Here is a 13,818-nt window from a genome sequence, read left to right as displayed (position 1 = left end):
CAACACCCCTTGCATCTGCGCAGCGGAGCATGTTAGAGGCATCGCCCTGGCCACGGAGTGTAGCGCAGTCTGGTAGCGCACCACGTTCGGGACGTGGGGGTCGCAGGTTCAAATCCTGCCACTCCGACCAGTGGCTCCAACGGTTTCATGATTCAGACAGAAACCACGCCGACAGATACGCCGACAGATTGCTAAAGCGAAGCGATGTTGCCCCGCCCTCGCGCCTGCACCCGGCCCTTGCCTGTGACAGCCTCAGCAGCCGACGACTGATAGTCTGGGTGGTGGTGCCCATAGGTGGCTTCCAGCTGCTGCACGGTCATCCCCAGAAAGCTGGCCGCCTCCCATAGATCGACGCCATTTTGCATCATCCATGTCGCGCAGGTGTGGCGCAGGATATGTGGAGTGACATCCGGCCCCAGCCCGGCCGATTCGACGCATCGTGCGAAGGCCTTGCGAATCGATGATACCGGCTCTTGGTTGAACTCTACGACATAACGTTGATGCACGAGCCTCCACCGGCGCATGTGGGCAAGCAGACGAGATGGGAGGCGAACAGGCGGCTGTCGCTTCTTGGTCTGCTTCACGCCCTCCCCGCGACGGTAGAAGACGCCCCGTTCAAGATCGACCCATCCGCGCCCTTCCTCTGGCGAGAATGACGCGGCGCAGATCGCGGAAGACCGGGTGCCGGTGTAGAGCCCAACCAGGATGAATCGCGCGATGTGCCGGCGGCTGTAGCGCTTCGTCTCTACTCCCTTCTGCATCTCGCGGAATCGCCAAGCCGCCCAAAGCAGGCGCGCGGCCTCGGACCGGGTCAGCCACCTCTCCCGTGGGGCTGATTTCTCGGGGAGAACGACCTCTACCACCTCGGAGCAAAGCCCTTCTTTGCGGTGATGGTTGATGGCCGCTCGAAGGTCCTCAAGCTCACGCCGTGCAGCGGCGGGGGTCACGAGACGCGCGGGAGTCCCAGTTTTTTCCGGCTTCGCGGCCTTTATTGGCTGGGCAATTCTCCATTGCACATAGTCCCGGCATGCCCGACCATTCACCTCGGATAGGGTCTTTAACCCCCACCATTCTGCCAGCTTGAGGACGCGCTGTTTGACCTCACTCTCTCGGGCCTGCTGCGGCGCGACATCAGTGAGGTAAATGGTCAGGACGTCGGCGATTGCGATCTCTGAGGGATGACGCCCGCGCTCGCGCGAGACTTGGTATTTTCCCGCGATATAGACCGCGAGGGCTTGCTCGGCACCCGCGCGGTCACTAGGAGCGCAGCCAGTGCTGACCTTGTGTGCTCCGTCTCGGATGACCCAGACTGAGCGAGCACGGACGTTCCCTGCTGCATCCCGGCGCTCGGGTTCGAGCCATAGGCGTGAGCCTTTTGCGGGACGCGGCATAGTTCTCTCATTTCCTCAATTGCGCGTAGGGTGGTGTAATATTTCCCGGCGATCCTCTCGACGGCAAGGCGCCCCTTGGCTGCCTCCCCCTTGAGCCCAGAGGCCCCCATGCTCCCATCAGGAAAGGCCAGGGAGGCAGCCACGTCTAGGCGCAGGGGCTGCGTGTCTGTGACCTGATCGCGGCGAGGGATCGTGCGCGCCATCACCCGCCCTCCTTCTCTAGAAACGCCCTGGTCCGGCGAAATTCGTCCCAGTCGTCCCACGTCGGCATCACCGAAGCCAGGTTGCTTTTGTCCGGCTCTGGGCACACCCACCAGCCAACACGGGATAGGAGCTTGAACAGCTTCCAGCGGATGGCGTGCATGGTCATGCATCATTCCTCCGAACTTCCACGGTCGCGACGCGGCACGTCTTGGCGCGGGTAAGCGCCTCCGCCAGGGCGCCGGGGCGGCTGGCCTCCATCGCCTTGCGCAATGCCTTCCGTCCGGCGGCATCACACGCTGCGAGCATGCGGGCCTCCACGGTGACGAGTGCGCCCGCGATGGCGTTGAGCATCGGCGGGTCGAAGCCGGCCGCGACCTGCTGAATGGCGGTCTGGATCGCTTCGGCGAGCGCTTGGACCTGTCGTTGCTCTTCTGCTTTGCGCTCGGCCACGGTCATGGTGCGAGGATCACGCATCACCCACCCTCCTTCCCATCCACCCCGATCATCTCGGCATGCTTCCACACGGCAAGGCGCCGATGTGCTTCACGCTCCAGTGCGACGCCAATGCGTTCATCGTCATTGATGTGGTAATACCAAGTGGCGTGATGCTCTCCATGCTTGGCGACGACGACACGCCAGCCGCTGGTCATGTCATGAACGCGGACGCCTTCACCTGATTTGTCGATGATGGCCCGCTCAGCCGATTTCATCGGATGCCTCCCGAGCCTTAATCATCGCATCCGCCACTTGGTATGATCGCCCGGCGATTTCGCTCGGTCCGTAGCTCACGCCAGATGTGCCGGAGTAGGCAGCCATGCCGGAGGCGATCTGCGCCGCGAAGTAGTCGCGCATGGTTATGCCCGCAGAGCCCCATCCCTGCCCCTCATCGGGAACGGGAAATGCCGGTCCACCATCATTCTTCATCGGGATACTCCTTCATCATCCGGCGCCGCTCATGAGCATCATCGCGGAGAAGGTCGGGGTCTGGCTCTTCGATCAGCTCGGCATCCTGCGCGGCAAGCTCGCTCAGTGCGGCGGCGCGGCGGTGTTTAGTAATGGTGGAAACACCACGGATCTCATCGATGGCATCTTCAATTGCATCACGATATCCGTCCCAGTATTCCCCTTGCTTTTTCGTCACCCACTCCGGACGCTGTTTGTCAAAAATCTTCACGGCCTCTTCCAGCGCTTCCCTTCGCGCCTCTGCGCGGGCGGTGGATAGGATCTCCGATAGCGGCGGACCAGCGACTTTACGCACCACTGCGTCGGCCTCTTCGAGGGTCATTTCCGGGTGATCGATCATCATCTCACCACGCACCCATGAGCGCCGCTGAGCATCGATTTCCTCAGGCGTCATTTCATGGTCTTTCAGGCGCTGGAGCACCTGCAACAGCCCAGGATCGGACTTCACTTCACCCCATGTGCGATTATTGCGATCACCCATCACTCACCTCCCTGTGTGGGGTGGAGGGCGGCGCGGGCAGAGATCCCCCAATCTGTGGCATCAGCCTTGAGAGGCATGTCTTCCAGCGCCAGCCGGTCAAGCCGATTAGCAGCCAGCTCTAGCGACGCCCTCAGCCTATCCACCTCCGCCCTGAGCGCGTTACGCTCGCGGGCAATGGACAGGATGTCATCCTCTCTCCGGCCGATGAACTCCTCAAGCTGCTGCACATTGAGCTTGAGCGCGTCACGCTCACGTTCTGCGGCTTCGACGCGGACGATCGCCACCGCCTTTTCACCGGCGCGGCGGACGGCATCCGCATTGCGCCCGTCGCGCTCCTTCACCAGCTGAGCGATCTCTTCCGCCTGTGCTTCGAGCGCGGTGGCAGCTTCGGCGTGTATCCGGTCAAGATCAGACCAGCCTCGCAAGTGCTGCATAGGCCCGGCATAGTCAGTATCCCGCAGCCGCGCCACCAGATCCTTTACGTCAGTGATCATCGGCGGGCTCCTTCTGCTCACGCGTCCTATCGAAAACATCACAATGCACAGGGCATCCGGCGCTGAACACGAACATGCCGGGCCGCCCCATGTAGCCGCGCCCATGCCCGTTATCGATTGCCGGGCAGCTACACCCGATAGCGAGCGCGGCGTCTGAGCCGGGAGGCGGCGGGAGCGCGGTTGTGGTGGGTTCACTCGCCATCGGTCTTCTCCTGTGCGGACAGAGCCGCGTGGCGGCGAGGCGCCACAGGCCGGGTGTCAGCTTCCCATCCAGCGCGGATCTTTTTAACGTGTTTGCTTACTGCCAACGGGCTCAGACCAAGAACCACAGCGATTTCCTTCTGAAGAATGCCTGGGCATGACACGAGTAGGGCTCGCACTGCGGCGCGGTTCTGGTCTCTGACCCTAGATCTTGACGCGGACATGCTCACCCCTCCTTGTCGCCAGGGAGCGCGATGGCGCGGTCAAGGCGCTCGATCTCTGCGAGGATGAGTGCACCAGCCTTCACGAGGTCACGGCGGCGCGTCGTCGGCTTCCACCACTTATCCGCCCACGGCCATGCGTATGGCGGGTCTTCACCGCAAGTTTCTCCGTCATATCCACTCGCTGTATTCTCGGCGTAGGCAGCCGCAGCAAGCGCCAGCTCGCCACTTTCGTATTCATCATCATGATCTGGCGTCCACTCCTCTACGGAGACCTGCCGACGGCGCTCAGCGAGTACGTCATGCCACGCAGCGGGCATCTCCTCCGCCCCCTGGCGGTAGGCGTCTGAATGGGCCGCCATATTCGGAAATGGCATCCACCCAATGGGAGTTCCGGTGCGTGTCTCGCAAATACAGTCGTGGCACCAGTCCCAGCCCATCCAGTACCACTCGTCTATTTCGTCATTCTCGAAGTTGTTTGAGCCAAGTGTCCACTGCGGGTCGTTGCTGTCTTCAAGAGGGAAACTGCAGTCTTCATCCCCGTAAGCGATCAAGAGCGCGATCCACGTTCCATCCTTTGGCGCCTCTTCCATCGGAAGCGGCTTCACGCTCACCGCCACCGGCTTCGCCTTTCCGGCGTTGGAAGAAGCCATGTAGTCGGCACGCTCTTCGCGAGTAATGAGCGCCATGTCTGGGCGGTCGTCGGGGCTGGTGCGATCATCCTTTTCGGTGAGATCACGCCATGCATCATCAACCGACATCACCTCATCGGCGCTGGCAGAGGCCGGAGGCTGCGGGGCGGCGGCGATCAGCTCACGAGCGGCAGTGATCTGATGAGGCTCGACGTATGGGGTAAACCCTCCTTCGTCATCGGCCCACTTTCTCCCACAGCAATCGCAGATCGTCCAAAGGACGCCTCCGCGATGCGTCTCCTCATGGGTGCACTCATTCCGCTCTGTATAATCCAGCAGATCGCGCAGCACCGACCGCCATTCCGGCACCGTTCCCGTGTCGAGAGCGGCGCGGGCTTGCCAAATGTCTCGGCCGTGATCTTCGGACGCTCCGGTTCGGCAGGCTCTTGATGTTGGCCACCACGCCTCGAAGCGCTCCCGCTCGGTCTTGTCGTGATCAGTCATGGCTCAAACCTCGAATAGCTCCCGACATGCCACGCCGCGACACTAGAAATGTCCTCGACGTATTTCTCTTTCACGAGCCACGGCAAGAACCCATCAGGGTCAGGCTCTTCTATCCAGGGAGAGGTTGGGTCAGGCTTCCATGCTGCTCGATAGGCATCCGCCACCACTCGCTTTCTGAATGCGCGGGTCACACGAACAGGCCCCTGCCACATCTTGTCGCTATATTCCCCTGTTTCTATGATTAAAATAGTCCCGACATGGATCGTGATATTTAAATCTTCATTCATCAACTCCATCCCCTTCTGCGGCAGCGATTTCTGCGTCGATCATGGCCATGTATATGGCCTCAACCCCGACTCCGGAATTCCAGCCACCCTCCACCATGACGCTTGTCGGCTCACGGGCTGCCTTCATCGCGGCAAGGGCGAGATGGCGCCATTCGTCCATAGCTTCAGGATCCAGATCTGAAAAATCACATGGATAGCGTCCACTTACCTCAATCCACCGAATAAACATCGCCTTCGCGATACGCTCTTGCAGCTCACTGGTCATCGTGTCGTCCCCCAGTTGGGCACCCAGAAGGAGGGCTCTCGAAACATGTTTGCTGAGGGCCATCGAGATGCACATGCTGGAAATTCTGGCAGTCCCGTATGGCGATCCGGAGGGCGATATTGTTGCCCGGCCCGAGCTGGTACATGAGCCATCCCACACAATACTCCTCATCGCCGCCGGCATGCTCGTCGCACAGGACGGGAAGCGCAGCCTTGCTCATTGCGGGGAGCGGGGTGCTTGGCTCCGCGAGCGTTTGCGCGATCGCGCGGTGTCGATCCACGCTGTAGCCGTCCGAGGTTTCATAGGTGCCGGTCGAGACCTTCCAAGGACATTTTGCACATTGCTGAACGCGGCGAAGTTTGAACGACAAGAGAACCTCCCTCAGTTGGATACCCCGTCGTGAAGGCCGTCAACGCGCATCCGCGGCTTGGGGCCGAAGAGTTCTGCGTGCCGGTCCCGGATATGCTGGCTGACAGGCTCAGGGGCTCGGTCGAATTCTCCCAGCGGGAGCCAAACGGCATCGCCGGGTCCCTGATCCGAAAGCCACTCCCATCCCTCATCGCCCCGGTCTGGCCCGTCGCAGGCGAGCTGCACGAAGCCAATATTCTGGCCGTCTCGCTCGATGTGGAGGTCAACCCAGCACCAGCCCGAGTTTTCTCGGATCACACCTTCCCGTCCATCCTTGTGCCGGGCCAGAATTCCATTCCACCCGTGGTCCATTCATAGCCTCCATCTTGCTCATCATGCGTGTTATGTGTATCTTACACATCATCGCATAACACACAAGGGGCTGATATGAAGATCGGAACGAAACAAGGAATGAGCCTGGCAATGCCGCCGAAGCTTCAAGATGGGGTAACCACCGAGCGCGTGCAGATCGTCGCTCCGGCATCGTGGATCGAGCTTGTCGACGAATGGCGGCGGAAACAGCCGAAGATCCCCAGCCGGTCGGAGGCTATTCGTATCTTGGTGGAGAATGCGTTGAGCGCGGAGAAGTAAATGTCTTCTATCAGCGAACTTCAGGCATACCTGTACGTATGTGGATACGATGGCGGCCCGTTTAAGATCGGATATGGGTACAACCCAAGCAAGAGAATGAAAGATCACGTCCGAAGTGGACACGCCGGAATATTCATGGTCGGCGCGTGGCCGGTTGGCGCTAGAATCGCTCAGGCTGCCGAGCGCTATGTTCATTGGCTTCTGCGAGACAAGCACCTTCAAAAAGAATGGTTCAATGTCACGCAGGAGGAGGCCGAGGCTGCCGTTCGTCATGCTCTTTCGCCAGGAGCCCTTGAAGCCCATGATAACTTCTCCATGGTCCCTCCAATTACCGGGAAAAACAAAGACCTGGGATACAAGGAGTGGGCACGAACAAACTTCGCTTCTGGAACGCTTCTTCGGATAAAATCCGTGGTTGCGAAGGATGAGACGCAGTCTGATTTCATCCGTGAGGCGATCGAAGCCGAGCTTAAGCGCCGAGAGAAGAAGCCAAAGGACTAGACCCTACCCCAGTTCCTTGGGTGGAGAGGGGATGGGCATCCAGTGGGTAGGCATCATCGTGTCTTCGCTGAACCCGCCGTCCCATGATATCCATCCCTCCCAGCCGTCTCTTTCATCTTGGCCGATATAGCGGCCTTCAAGGTCGCGGTGCTCCGTGATGCCGCCTGGATCACTCTCCCAATTGCCTGCGGTCACTCGATATGTGCTGCCAGGAGAGCCGTCCCCCTTCGGGCAGAAAAGAAGGATGACCGTCCCATCCTTCGGCGCTGTGCTGATGTCTCTCCACCCACCCTCAGCGTACTCGCGCAGGATGGATGCAAGGGCGCGGGCCTCGGATATATGGAGGTCCGGCGGCGGGAACCGCGGAGCCTCAATCATCTCCGCCAAATCTGCTTGAGCCGTGATAGCTGTTGCGAACCGCAGCGCGAGCGCTTTCTTGTCGGTCTCGGTGTTCATGCTTCCTCCTGAAGGGTAGCCGGCAGGGCGTCGATGTTGCCAAGGACGGGCTTGAACGAGTAGCGCGCAACCCATGGATTCTGCGCCCAGGCTCCGGTGCCGTTGATCTGGTCCCATAGGTCGGCATAGGCTTCTGACGCGCTCTCGAAGCCTTCGAATTCATCAGGCTCCGTCCCGTTCCAGTAGCGGTCGGCGGTGATCTCGATCGGCTGTCCGCCGTAGCACTTGACATCGAGGATGACGTTTTGGTGGAGGATGCCCTCGGCGATCGCACCCGCCTCGCTGATTTCTTGCAGCCGCTGTACCCTCACCTCTGTCACGTAGAGGGAGAGACGGGATGCCCAGCGTGGCATGTGCATGCCGGGGCGGTTTTTGTCGTCGAAGAACTCGGATCTCCCCCGCTTGCTATCGGCGGCATAGAATGTAAAGCCAATATCACCGCCTCCGATATGATCCTTCATCGGGCCGCGCCAGTTTCCAGTCTCTCTCACCCACAGGCGGTCGCCGGACTGTACCCGGATGAGATCCGAGGATCGCTTTGGCACATCCTCTTCAGCCACGCCGATCCAGCCACCGGCCGCGCAGAAGACATCCCACTGACCGGGGGCAGCAAGTTCGGGCTGCGGCTTGATGATCCTACGCGTCTGGGTCTTGCCCATACCGGGTGCTTCGATCTCACGCAGCAAAGCGCGGATCATGCTACCGTTGAAAAGTATTGGGTGGTCAGCCATATCAGCTCCGTGCCTTCATGATGATGTTCGCCATATGCCGGACGATCTCTTCTTCCGGCTCCCGTGATGCTCTGAGGGCTGATGAAATCCCGTAGATCTGCTGTGCGATCTTCAGGGGTTCAATCCCTAGTTCAGCCCAAAACTCACGCTCTCCCATATCGTGCTGCCGCATGTGCTCTTCATGGGTGAGCGGAAGTACCCATTCGTCAGATGGTTTGGCCTGCCCAGGCCCGACCTTCCCGAATGCATCCTCAGAAAACCGCAGGTGCGCCGCCTCAACGTGATCCATGCGCCCCGTCGAGATACAGGGCAGCTGACGCACCAGAGCAAGGTGAGCTTCATCACGCTTCCGCCCTCGCTCTTTCGGGGCCTGCCGCTTTGGCTTGCTCTCCCGCGAATACGATCCGCCCTTTGGGAGGGGGAAGACGTATCCGCAATCGGGGACGATCCGCGCCATTACAAGCAGGTCCTCAGCCACATCTGGTAGTCGCGATCCAGCTTCTGCCACTCGGAAAGACTGGCGCTGGTTTTCCCAATGTCCGACCGTGACCGAACACCACAATGGACGCGAATAGCCTCGGCGGCGTCGTCCACTGTCTCGCAGGGCTGGTAGTGCCCTTCTTCATCCAGGAACCGGCGGAAGGACATCTCATTGCACCGCATCCCGGCCTGCTGAGCTGGAGACAGGTCCTCCCATCGCTTTGCAGGCTTCTCAGCTTTCGGCTGCTCTGCGTTGAGCCGAGCGATAGCGCACCACACTTCTTTGCCAGGAACAGGGACGCCGAATGCCTCGATGAATTCCGCTGCACGTTCAATCGGGATCTCAAACACAAGCTGAGCGACAGAGCGTGTGCGCACCAGCTTCATGTCTGTGTATGTGGCCTGGATCGCTGCTGGGCTGCTCATGCCGCTACCCTCCCTTCCAGCTTCGCCTTCTTGTCGATGACGAGATTGCGCAGCTTCACCCGGTCATCCTGAGTGAGCCCAATATCGGCCGCCGTCTTTTCTCGCTGTTCACTCGTCCACCAGGACAGGAGGCGCTGTGCATCCGTCTCCTTGTCGATCCGGTGTGCCCATTCGATCACCAGACGGGCGCGGGGTTCCATGACCGGCTCATCGAATGGCGTATCGTCGTTCTGTGGCTTCTCAGAAGCTCGCGGTGCAGGCTGATGCTGCTTCGCGTCCTTCGCGAGAAGACCGCGCAACTTCTGATATTCGCTATCCGCGATCTTGTACGATGGCTTATTGGGGTTCCCGTAGGCTTCTAGAGCCACCCATGGGCTCGGCAGATCATAGAGGTAACGCCCGATCCCCCAGCGCACAGCGGCGCGCTTGAATGCATCGGAAAGCGCCCCCTTCTCCGCCTCTACGTCAGTGTCCCCAGCACCATCCTCTTTCCCCACCCACTCACCATTGATCCGCAGTTCAATGCGGCACACGGTCTTCCCATTGGCGTGCGGATAGGAGCACTGCCAATGTCCTGGCCCGAGGACATTGTCTAGGCGATCCATCACATCCCTGGCGTCGATAAACGCGAGGGCCATGCCCTTCGTCTTGTCTTTGTTCGTGCTCCCCACGCGCCACGACACGAGGTCCACCGGGAAGGGCGCGAACAGCGCCTGGAAGATATCTTCGGACACGTCACGCCACCCCCAGATCTTCGACCACATCGAACCCCTGAATAGCCCGCGATCCTCCCCGCACCTCAGACCGGGCGAGGTCCAGTAGGAAGGCTTCCAGATCCTGCCGCTTGAACGACCAAGCCCACCGGGCGGCTTCCCGCGCGTCCACCATTACCGGCTTCCATGATCGGCGCAGATGGGTATTGAGACCGGTCGTCTGGCGTGACACCTTCTTCGCTGCGGCCTCGGATTTCTTGGCATCTCGCAACAGGGCTTCAGCCTCTTCTTTGGCTGCGAGATCCTGCATCTGTGCAGCACGAACGGCTTCATCCGCCGCCCTGCGCTTGGCCTCTGCCTCCTCGAAGGCCTTCTTCTCAGCCTCTTCCTTCTCCCGGCGCACCTTCGTGAGGTACGGAACAAGGGCTTGGTCGCACGCCTCCAAGGCGGTGATAGCGATGCCCTTCCCACTCTTCTTGGTGTCACCGATCAGGGCGTTGTAGCGTTCCTGGATTTCCGCCTTCGCCTCATCATGGGGGCGAGCCTCATCCTTGCGCCGTTCATCTGCCAGCTTCACCGCATCGCGGATCATGACCTTGAGCGCATCCACCTGGGCTGCGACTTCAGGAAGGGTGATCTCTTCCCCATCAAGCCAGTGCTTGGCCTCGAAGCACAGGTCTTCGATTTCCTGCTTGGACAACTCGAACGGGGTCGGCTCAGGCGGGTTGTTGTGGCCCAGGAGAGCTTCTTCAACAAGCGGGTGCAAGGTGGTTTCCATGGCTATTCAGCCGCCTCCATGTACTGGCCGATCGGCTTGCGAGCGGCACGAATGGCAATGACCACGCTTTCAATGAGATCAGCCGTGTGTCGGATGTCTGCGATGGCTCTGGCCAATGTCGCTTCATCCTTCGTCTCGAAAGCGGTGGAGGACAAAGACAGAAACGTTGACCGGTGCGTAGCGATCATTTCACGCAGGCACTCTGCTGCTCCGTGGGCGCGGCCGGCCATGACCTCACTCTGCGTGAAGATCGCGTCGGCGAACATCTTAGCCTGGATTTCTTCGATGCTCTTCATTTCGGATCTCCATAGATGTCCGTGCGCGGGAATTTCGTGCGGGTCATCTTCATCTGACGGATCGCCCCGCGCGCCATCATCCACATGATGACCAAAGTCCCGACGACCCAGGCGAACAGAAGAAGCCCAATGACGATGATGGATGCAGTCAGAATGTCCGGCATCACGCGGCCTCCATCCCAGAGACTGCATCTGTGAGTTGTCCGATTTCGAGGGCGTCGGCGCGGGCCTCTTCCCACCCGGCGGCAACCTCATCAGGTGAGAACCCACAGGACCGCAGGAAGGCAGTAACGTCTTCTTCCGCGTCCAAATCGACGGCACCCAAGCACAAAGCAATCGCCATTCGGGCGATGATGTCAGAGAGGAAAGTCATCAGATCCTCCAAGGGCTGAGCGCTGCCGACCACACACGGGCTGGCGTGAGCGCGAGATAGATAGAGATGCCGAAGAGGTGAGCCGGCGCCCTGAACAGGGAGGTGTGGGCGCCGGCTCTAGCGCGGGGTGAGATGCAGGATCTGCCCGGTCGCGTCGGAATTCGATGATGACAGCGGACACGGTTATTCCGCGGCCTGCTTGGCTACGCCGGCCATCGCGCGAACAAGGCCCGGATGGCGCTCTACCGCATCGATCAGGTGCAGATAGTCGGCCTCGTGGTCCGTACCGGCATGGTCGCGGGTGACCCGATCGCGGAGTGCCTCAGTCGTGATCCCGTGCTGGCACCCGACCCACCAGCGAAGGCCATGCTTCGGCGACCAGGTAGCGGTGGCCCAGGCATTCCGGGAGCCCTGCGGGCCAGCAACGAATAGCCAGTCGCCGTCCTCATAGCTCGCCCCGTCGCCGATGCTCGCCCGGTAGCCGATGCTCGCCCCGCTGCCGATGCTCGCCCGGTAGCCGATGCTCGCCCCGTCGCCGATGCTCGCCCCGATGCCGATGCTCGCCCCGTCGCCGATGCTCGCCCCGATGCCGATGCTCGCCCCGATGCCGATGCTCGCCCCGTCGCCGATGCTCGCCCCGCTGCCGATGCTCGCCCGGTAGCCGATGCTCGCCACATCCTTGTGGATCGTGGCGTTGGGCCACACGACGACATCGGCGGGGATGGTCACGGCCGGATCGACGTTGGCGGAGACGGCGACAATGCCGCCCTCGGAGCCGTCCGGGTTCTTCCACCGGCGCGCCTCGGCATTATTCCAGCCGCCGAACAGGTGATTAAAGATCTCAGCCATGGTCACCATCCCATGAAATCGAGTGCGGGGGAGCGGATCCAGACCCGAAAGCAGGCCCAGGCAAAAAGGAGGAGGGCGATCATTCCGCGGCCTCCTGATACTCGTCCGGGTAGAGCGCGCGGGTCTGCGCATCGATGGCGCGGTCGCACCAATCCCGGATCGCGACCATGTCCTCATAATTGAGGTGCCGATGCACCTCACCGGCGTCTGTCATGATGGTCATGGTGCATGTGCGCTGATGCCGGCCATTTCTGGCGCGGGTCGAAAAGCGCATTCCGGCGATCCGGTCGACATAACCCTCCGTGGTCGGGCTGCGCTCCAGAGGCGGGGTGCAAAAATCAGGGTTCGTCATGCTGCCCTCCTATGGGCAGATCGGGCCACCGCGGCGCATGCTTCGGCATGCTCCCGGACGGCGCGGTTGGTGACGGGGATCAGCTTGGCGAGCATCCGCTCGGGCGTGGCCTCAGGGTGCCCGGGATTCCGGCGCACCATTTCGGCGAGGGCCGGCACCAAGCCGAGGCGATTGGCGAGGTCGAGAAACTCGGTCGCCTGAGCATCATGATAGCTGCGGGTCGACCAGTAGACCGGGCGGTGCGCTGCGTGAGCGGCGAGAGCGTCTTCAAGGGAGATCGCATCGACACCCTGGCCCGCCTCCGCGGCGATGTGCCGAATGAAGCGCTCAAGATCCGCAGGCGGGCAGTGGATGCCGAACATGATCCCCTCCATCTAGAGGAGCGGGCCGGAGCCCGCCCAATGCGGTCAATCGGAAGCCCCAGATCCGGGGCGGCCCCGGGATGGCTCATCACCCACGGCGAAAGTCTCGACCGAACGGCTATTCCTGAATGCCCAAAAGCAATGCTTGCCGAGCCACACGCGATCATCACGATTATTGTGATCGATCTTCTTGCGGCTCTCGGTCACCCCCGTCTTCACGTTGCGGGTGACGACCATGAGAGGCAGCTTTTCCTGTTCCATATCCCCTCTCCACGTTGGAGAGGCGGGCCGGAGCCCGCCCCGTTGGATCAGCCGACCTTGGTGGGGTACTTGGCCTCGAGTTTGGCCTGGTGCTCCTGCATCTGCCGGATGGCGACTTCCTTGGCCGGGCTGGTCCCCATCACCGGGTATTTGCGCTTGGGCTTGGTCATCTGGTGTCTCCCTGTTCGATGAGGAGACAATAAGTCGGATGTTTCCGACTGTCAATCGGAAAAACGGAAAAATCCGACAGTCCGCTCGCGCCAATATGTTCTTGATTTGTTCGCATCGCCTGAGTCAGGCTGTCGCAGCCTCAAGGGGAGGCGGGGAGCTTCAGGGAGCGACCGATGACGAGGAAGACGTTCTACGTGGTGCAGCCCTACGTGCTGGGGAAGCGCGGGGCGCTGAAGTCCGGCCAGGCGCGCGAGGCACGGAATGCGTCCGATGCGGAGCGGATGGCTCAGCGTTTGGCTGTCATGGGGGCCGGCGCCATCGCCTTCTCACGGGAGGTGGATCCGGATTCGGATGATGCCGAGCCGCCGGTGCTCATTGCGAGCTATGGGCGGGTGCCGGATGAAGCGATGGAGATGGGGTGAGGCAC

Annotated in this window: 29 protein-coding genes and 1 tRNA gene; 6 read left to right on the top strand and 24 right to left on the bottom strand. The window is 61.0% G+C overall.

What is annotated here, in order from left to right; all coding sequences use genetic code 11:
* Positions 1-53 precede the first annotated feature (53 nt).
* Positions 54-130, top strand: a tRNA-Pro gene (locus ACU4E7_RS01700).
* 61 nt (positions 131-191) lie between these two features.
* Here ACU4E7_RS01700 and ACU4E7_RS01695 read toward each other — a convergent pair.
* The 10 genes from ACU4E7_RS01695 to ACU4E7_RS01650 form a co-directional block, all read right to left on the bottom strand.
* Positions 192-1,391, bottom strand: coding sequence for a site-specific integrase (locus ACU4E7_RS01695; RefSeq protein WP_447020428.1), 1,200 nt, complete (start codon positions 1,389-1,391; stop codon positions 192-194).
* A 202-nt stretch (positions 1,392-1,593) separates the two neighbouring features.
* The gene (locus tag ACU4E7_RS01690; protein ID WP_447020427.1) at positions 1,594-1,761 is read right to left on the bottom strand and encodes a hypothetical protein; all 168 of its coding nucleotides are present in this window, start codon (positions 1,759-1,761) and stop codon (positions 1,594-1,596) included.
* Positions 1,758-2,069, bottom strand: coding sequence for a hypothetical protein (locus tag ACU4E7_RS01685; RefSeq protein WP_447020426.1), 312 nt, complete (start codon positions 2,067-2,069; stop codon positions 1,758-1,760). Before ACU4E7_RS01685 ends, ACU4E7_RS01690 begins: the two co-directional genes overlap by 4 nt.
* Positions 2,069-2,305, bottom strand: coding sequence for a hypothetical protein (locus tag ACU4E7_RS01680; protein ID WP_447020425.1), 237 nt, complete (start codon positions 2,303-2,305; stop codon positions 2,069-2,071). Before ACU4E7_RS01680 ends, ACU4E7_RS01685 begins: the two co-directional genes overlap by 1 nt.
* Positions 2,292-2,519 carry a hypothetical protein gene (locus ACU4E7_RS01675; RefSeq protein WP_447020424.1) on the bottom strand — a complete coding sequence of 76 codons (228 nt, stop codon included), beginning with the start codon at positions 2,517-2,519 and terminating at the stop codon, positions 2,292-2,294. The genes ACU4E7_RS01680 and ACU4E7_RS01675 overlap by 14 nt, the downstream gene beginning before the upstream one ends.
* The gene (locus ACU4E7_RS01670) at positions 2,509-3,039 is read right to left on the bottom strand and encodes a hypothetical protein (protein WP_447020423.1); all 531 of its coding nucleotides are present in this window, start codon (positions 3,037-3,039) and stop codon (positions 2,509-2,511) included. Before ACU4E7_RS01670 ends, ACU4E7_RS01675 begins: the two co-directional genes overlap by 11 nt.
* Positions 3,039-3,533 carry a hypothetical protein gene (locus ACU4E7_RS01665; protein WP_447020422.1) on the bottom strand — a complete coding sequence of 165 codons (495 nt, stop codon included), beginning with the start codon at positions 3,531-3,533 and terminating at the stop codon, positions 3,039-3,041. Before ACU4E7_RS01665 ends, ACU4E7_RS01670 begins: the two co-directional genes overlap by 1 nt.
* A 427-nt stretch (positions 3,534-3,960) precedes the next feature.
* Positions 3,961-5,091, bottom strand: a complete 1,131-nt coding sequence (locus tag ACU4E7_RS01660; RefSeq protein ID WP_447020421.1) for a hypothetical protein — start codon at positions 5,089-5,091, stop codon at positions 3,961-3,963.
* On the bottom strand, positions 5,088-5,378 hold the full coding sequence (locus ACU4E7_RS01655; protein ID WP_447020420.1) for a hypothetical protein: 291 nt from the start codon (positions 5,376-5,378) through the stop codon (positions 5,088-5,090). The genes ACU4E7_RS01660 and ACU4E7_RS01655 overlap by 4 nt, the downstream gene beginning before the upstream one ends.
* Positions 5,371-5,643, bottom strand: coding sequence for a hypothetical protein (locus ACU4E7_RS01650; protein ID WP_447020419.1), 273 nt, complete (start codon positions 5,641-5,643; stop codon positions 5,371-5,373). The genes ACU4E7_RS01655 and ACU4E7_RS01650 overlap by 8 nt, the downstream gene beginning before the upstream one ends.
* 73 nt (positions 5,644-5,716) lie before the next feature.
* Here ACU4E7_RS01650 and ACU4E7_RS01645 point away from each other — a divergent pair, with 73 nt between their 5' ends.
* The 4 genes from ACU4E7_RS01645 (at position 5,717) to ACU4E7_RS01630 (ending at position 7,143) form a co-directional block, all read left to right on the top strand.
* Complete coding sequence (locus tag ACU4E7_RS01645) at positions 5,717-6,046, top strand: hypothetical protein (RefSeq protein WP_447020418.1); 330 nt, start codon at positions 5,717-5,719, stop codon at positions 6,044-6,046.
* Positions 6,043-6,369, top strand: a complete 327-nt coding sequence (locus ACU4E7_RS01640) for a hypothetical protein (protein WP_447020417.1) — start codon at positions 6,043-6,045, stop codon at positions 6,367-6,369. The genes ACU4E7_RS01645 and ACU4E7_RS01640 overlap by 4 nt, the downstream gene beginning before the upstream one ends.
* Before the next feature lie 69 nt (positions 6,370-6,438).
* Complete coding sequence (locus ACU4E7_RS01635; RefSeq protein WP_447020416.1) at positions 6,439-6,642, top strand: hypothetical protein; 204 nt, start codon at positions 6,439-6,441, stop codon at positions 6,640-6,642.
* Complete coding sequence (locus tag ACU4E7_RS01630) at positions 6,643-7,143, top strand: GIY-YIG nuclease family protein (RefSeq protein WP_447020415.1); 501 nt, start codon at positions 6,643-6,645, stop codon at positions 7,141-7,143.
* A 3-nt stretch (positions 7,144-7,146) separates the two neighbouring features.
* On the opposite strand, the gene ACU4E7_RS01625 is transcribed toward ACU4E7_RS01630, so the two are convergent.
* From ACU4E7_RS01625 to ACU4E7_RS01560, 14 genes are all read right to left on the bottom strand, one after another.
* Positions 7,147-7,599 carry a hypothetical protein gene (locus ACU4E7_RS01625; protein ID WP_447020414.1) on the bottom strand — a complete coding sequence of 151 codons (453 nt, stop codon included), beginning with the start codon at positions 7,597-7,599 and terminating at the stop codon, positions 7,147-7,149.
* Positions 7,596-8,330, bottom strand: a complete 735-nt coding sequence (locus ACU4E7_RS01620) for a hypothetical protein (protein ID WP_447020413.1) — start codon at positions 8,328-8,330, stop codon at positions 7,596-7,598. The genes ACU4E7_RS01625 and ACU4E7_RS01620 overlap by 4 nt, the downstream gene beginning before the upstream one ends.
* 1 nt (position 8,331) lies before the next feature.
* Complete coding sequence (locus ACU4E7_RS01615) at positions 8,332-8,619, bottom strand: hypothetical protein (RefSeq protein ID WP_447020412.1); 288 nt, start codon at positions 8,617-8,619, stop codon at positions 8,332-8,334.
* Between the two features lie 167 nt (positions 8,620-8,786).
* A complete protein-coding gene (locus ACU4E7_RS01610; protein WP_447020411.1) occupies positions 8,787-9,236 on the bottom strand; it encodes a hypothetical protein in 450 nt (149 codons plus the stop codon).
* The gene (locus ACU4E7_RS01605) at positions 9,233-9,970 is read right to left on the bottom strand and encodes a Rad52/Rad22 family DNA repair protein (RefSeq protein ID WP_447020410.1); all 738 of its coding nucleotides are present in this window, start codon (positions 9,968-9,970) and stop codon (positions 9,233-9,235) included. Before ACU4E7_RS01605 ends, ACU4E7_RS01610 begins: the two co-directional genes overlap by 4 nt.
* A gap of 1 nt (position 9,971) precedes the next feature.
* Entirely contained in the window at positions 9,972-10,727 is a 756-nt protein-coding gene (locus tag ACU4E7_RS01600) for a hypothetical protein (protein ID WP_447020409.1), read from the bottom strand.
* A 2-nt stretch (positions 10,728-10,729) separates the two neighbouring features.
* Positions 10,730-11,023, bottom strand: a complete 294-nt coding sequence (locus tag ACU4E7_RS01595) for a hypothetical protein (RefSeq protein WP_447020408.1) — start codon at positions 11,021-11,023, stop codon at positions 10,730-10,732.
* A complete protein-coding gene (locus ACU4E7_RS01590) occupies positions 11,020-11,187 on the bottom strand; it encodes a hypothetical protein (RefSeq protein ID WP_447020407.1) in 168 nt (55 codons plus the stop codon). Before ACU4E7_RS01590 ends, ACU4E7_RS01595 begins: the two co-directional genes overlap by 4 nt.
* Entirely contained in the window at positions 11,187-11,396 is a 210-nt protein-coding gene (locus ACU4E7_RS01585; RefSeq protein ID WP_447020406.1) for a hypothetical protein, read from the bottom strand. Before ACU4E7_RS01585 ends, ACU4E7_RS01590 begins: the two co-directional genes overlap by 1 nt.
* A 183-nt stretch (positions 11,397-11,579) precedes the next feature.
* Entirely contained in the window at positions 11,580-12,245 is a 666-nt protein-coding gene (locus ACU4E7_RS01580; protein WP_447020405.1) for a hypothetical protein, read from the bottom strand.
* A 79-nt stretch (positions 12,246-12,324) separates the two neighbouring features.
* The gene (locus tag ACU4E7_RS01575) at positions 12,325-12,597 is read right to left on the bottom strand and encodes a hypothetical protein (RefSeq protein ID WP_447020404.1); all 273 of its coding nucleotides are present in this window, start codon (positions 12,595-12,597) and stop codon (positions 12,325-12,327) included.
* Positions 12,594-12,959 (bottom strand): hypothetical protein, encoded by a 366-nt coding sequence (locus ACU4E7_RS01570; RefSeq protein ID WP_447020403.1) that lies wholly within the window; start codon positions 12,957-12,959, stop codon positions 12,594-12,596. Before ACU4E7_RS01570 ends, ACU4E7_RS01575 begins: the two co-directional genes overlap by 4 nt.
* A 45-nt stretch (positions 12,960-13,004) precedes the next feature.
* Complete coding sequence (locus tag ACU4E7_RS01565) at positions 13,005-13,220, bottom strand: hypothetical protein (protein WP_447020402.1); 216 nt, start codon at positions 13,218-13,220, stop codon at positions 13,005-13,007.
* Positions 13,221-13,267: 47 nt separating this feature from the next.
* Positions 13,268-13,390, bottom strand: a complete 123-nt coding sequence (locus ACU4E7_RS01560; protein ID WP_447020401.1) for a hypothetical protein — start codon at positions 13,388-13,390, stop codon at positions 13,268-13,270.
* Between the two features lie 174 nt (positions 13,391-13,564).
* On the opposite strand from ACU4E7_RS01560, the gene ACU4E7_RS01555 reads away from it, so the two are divergent.
* Positions 13,565-13,813 carry a hypothetical protein gene (locus ACU4E7_RS01555; RefSeq protein ID WP_447020400.1) on the top strand — a complete coding sequence of 83 codons (249 nt, stop codon included), beginning with the start codon at positions 13,565-13,567 and terminating at the stop codon, positions 13,811-13,813.
* The last annotated feature ends 5 nt before the right edge of the window (positions 13,814-13,818 follow it).

This window comes from Xanthobacter sp. ZOL 2024, from assembly GCF_052932325.1.
The sequence above is the reverse complement of the archived record's forward strand: the minus strand, read 5'-3'. Positions and strand labels throughout refer to the sequence as shown.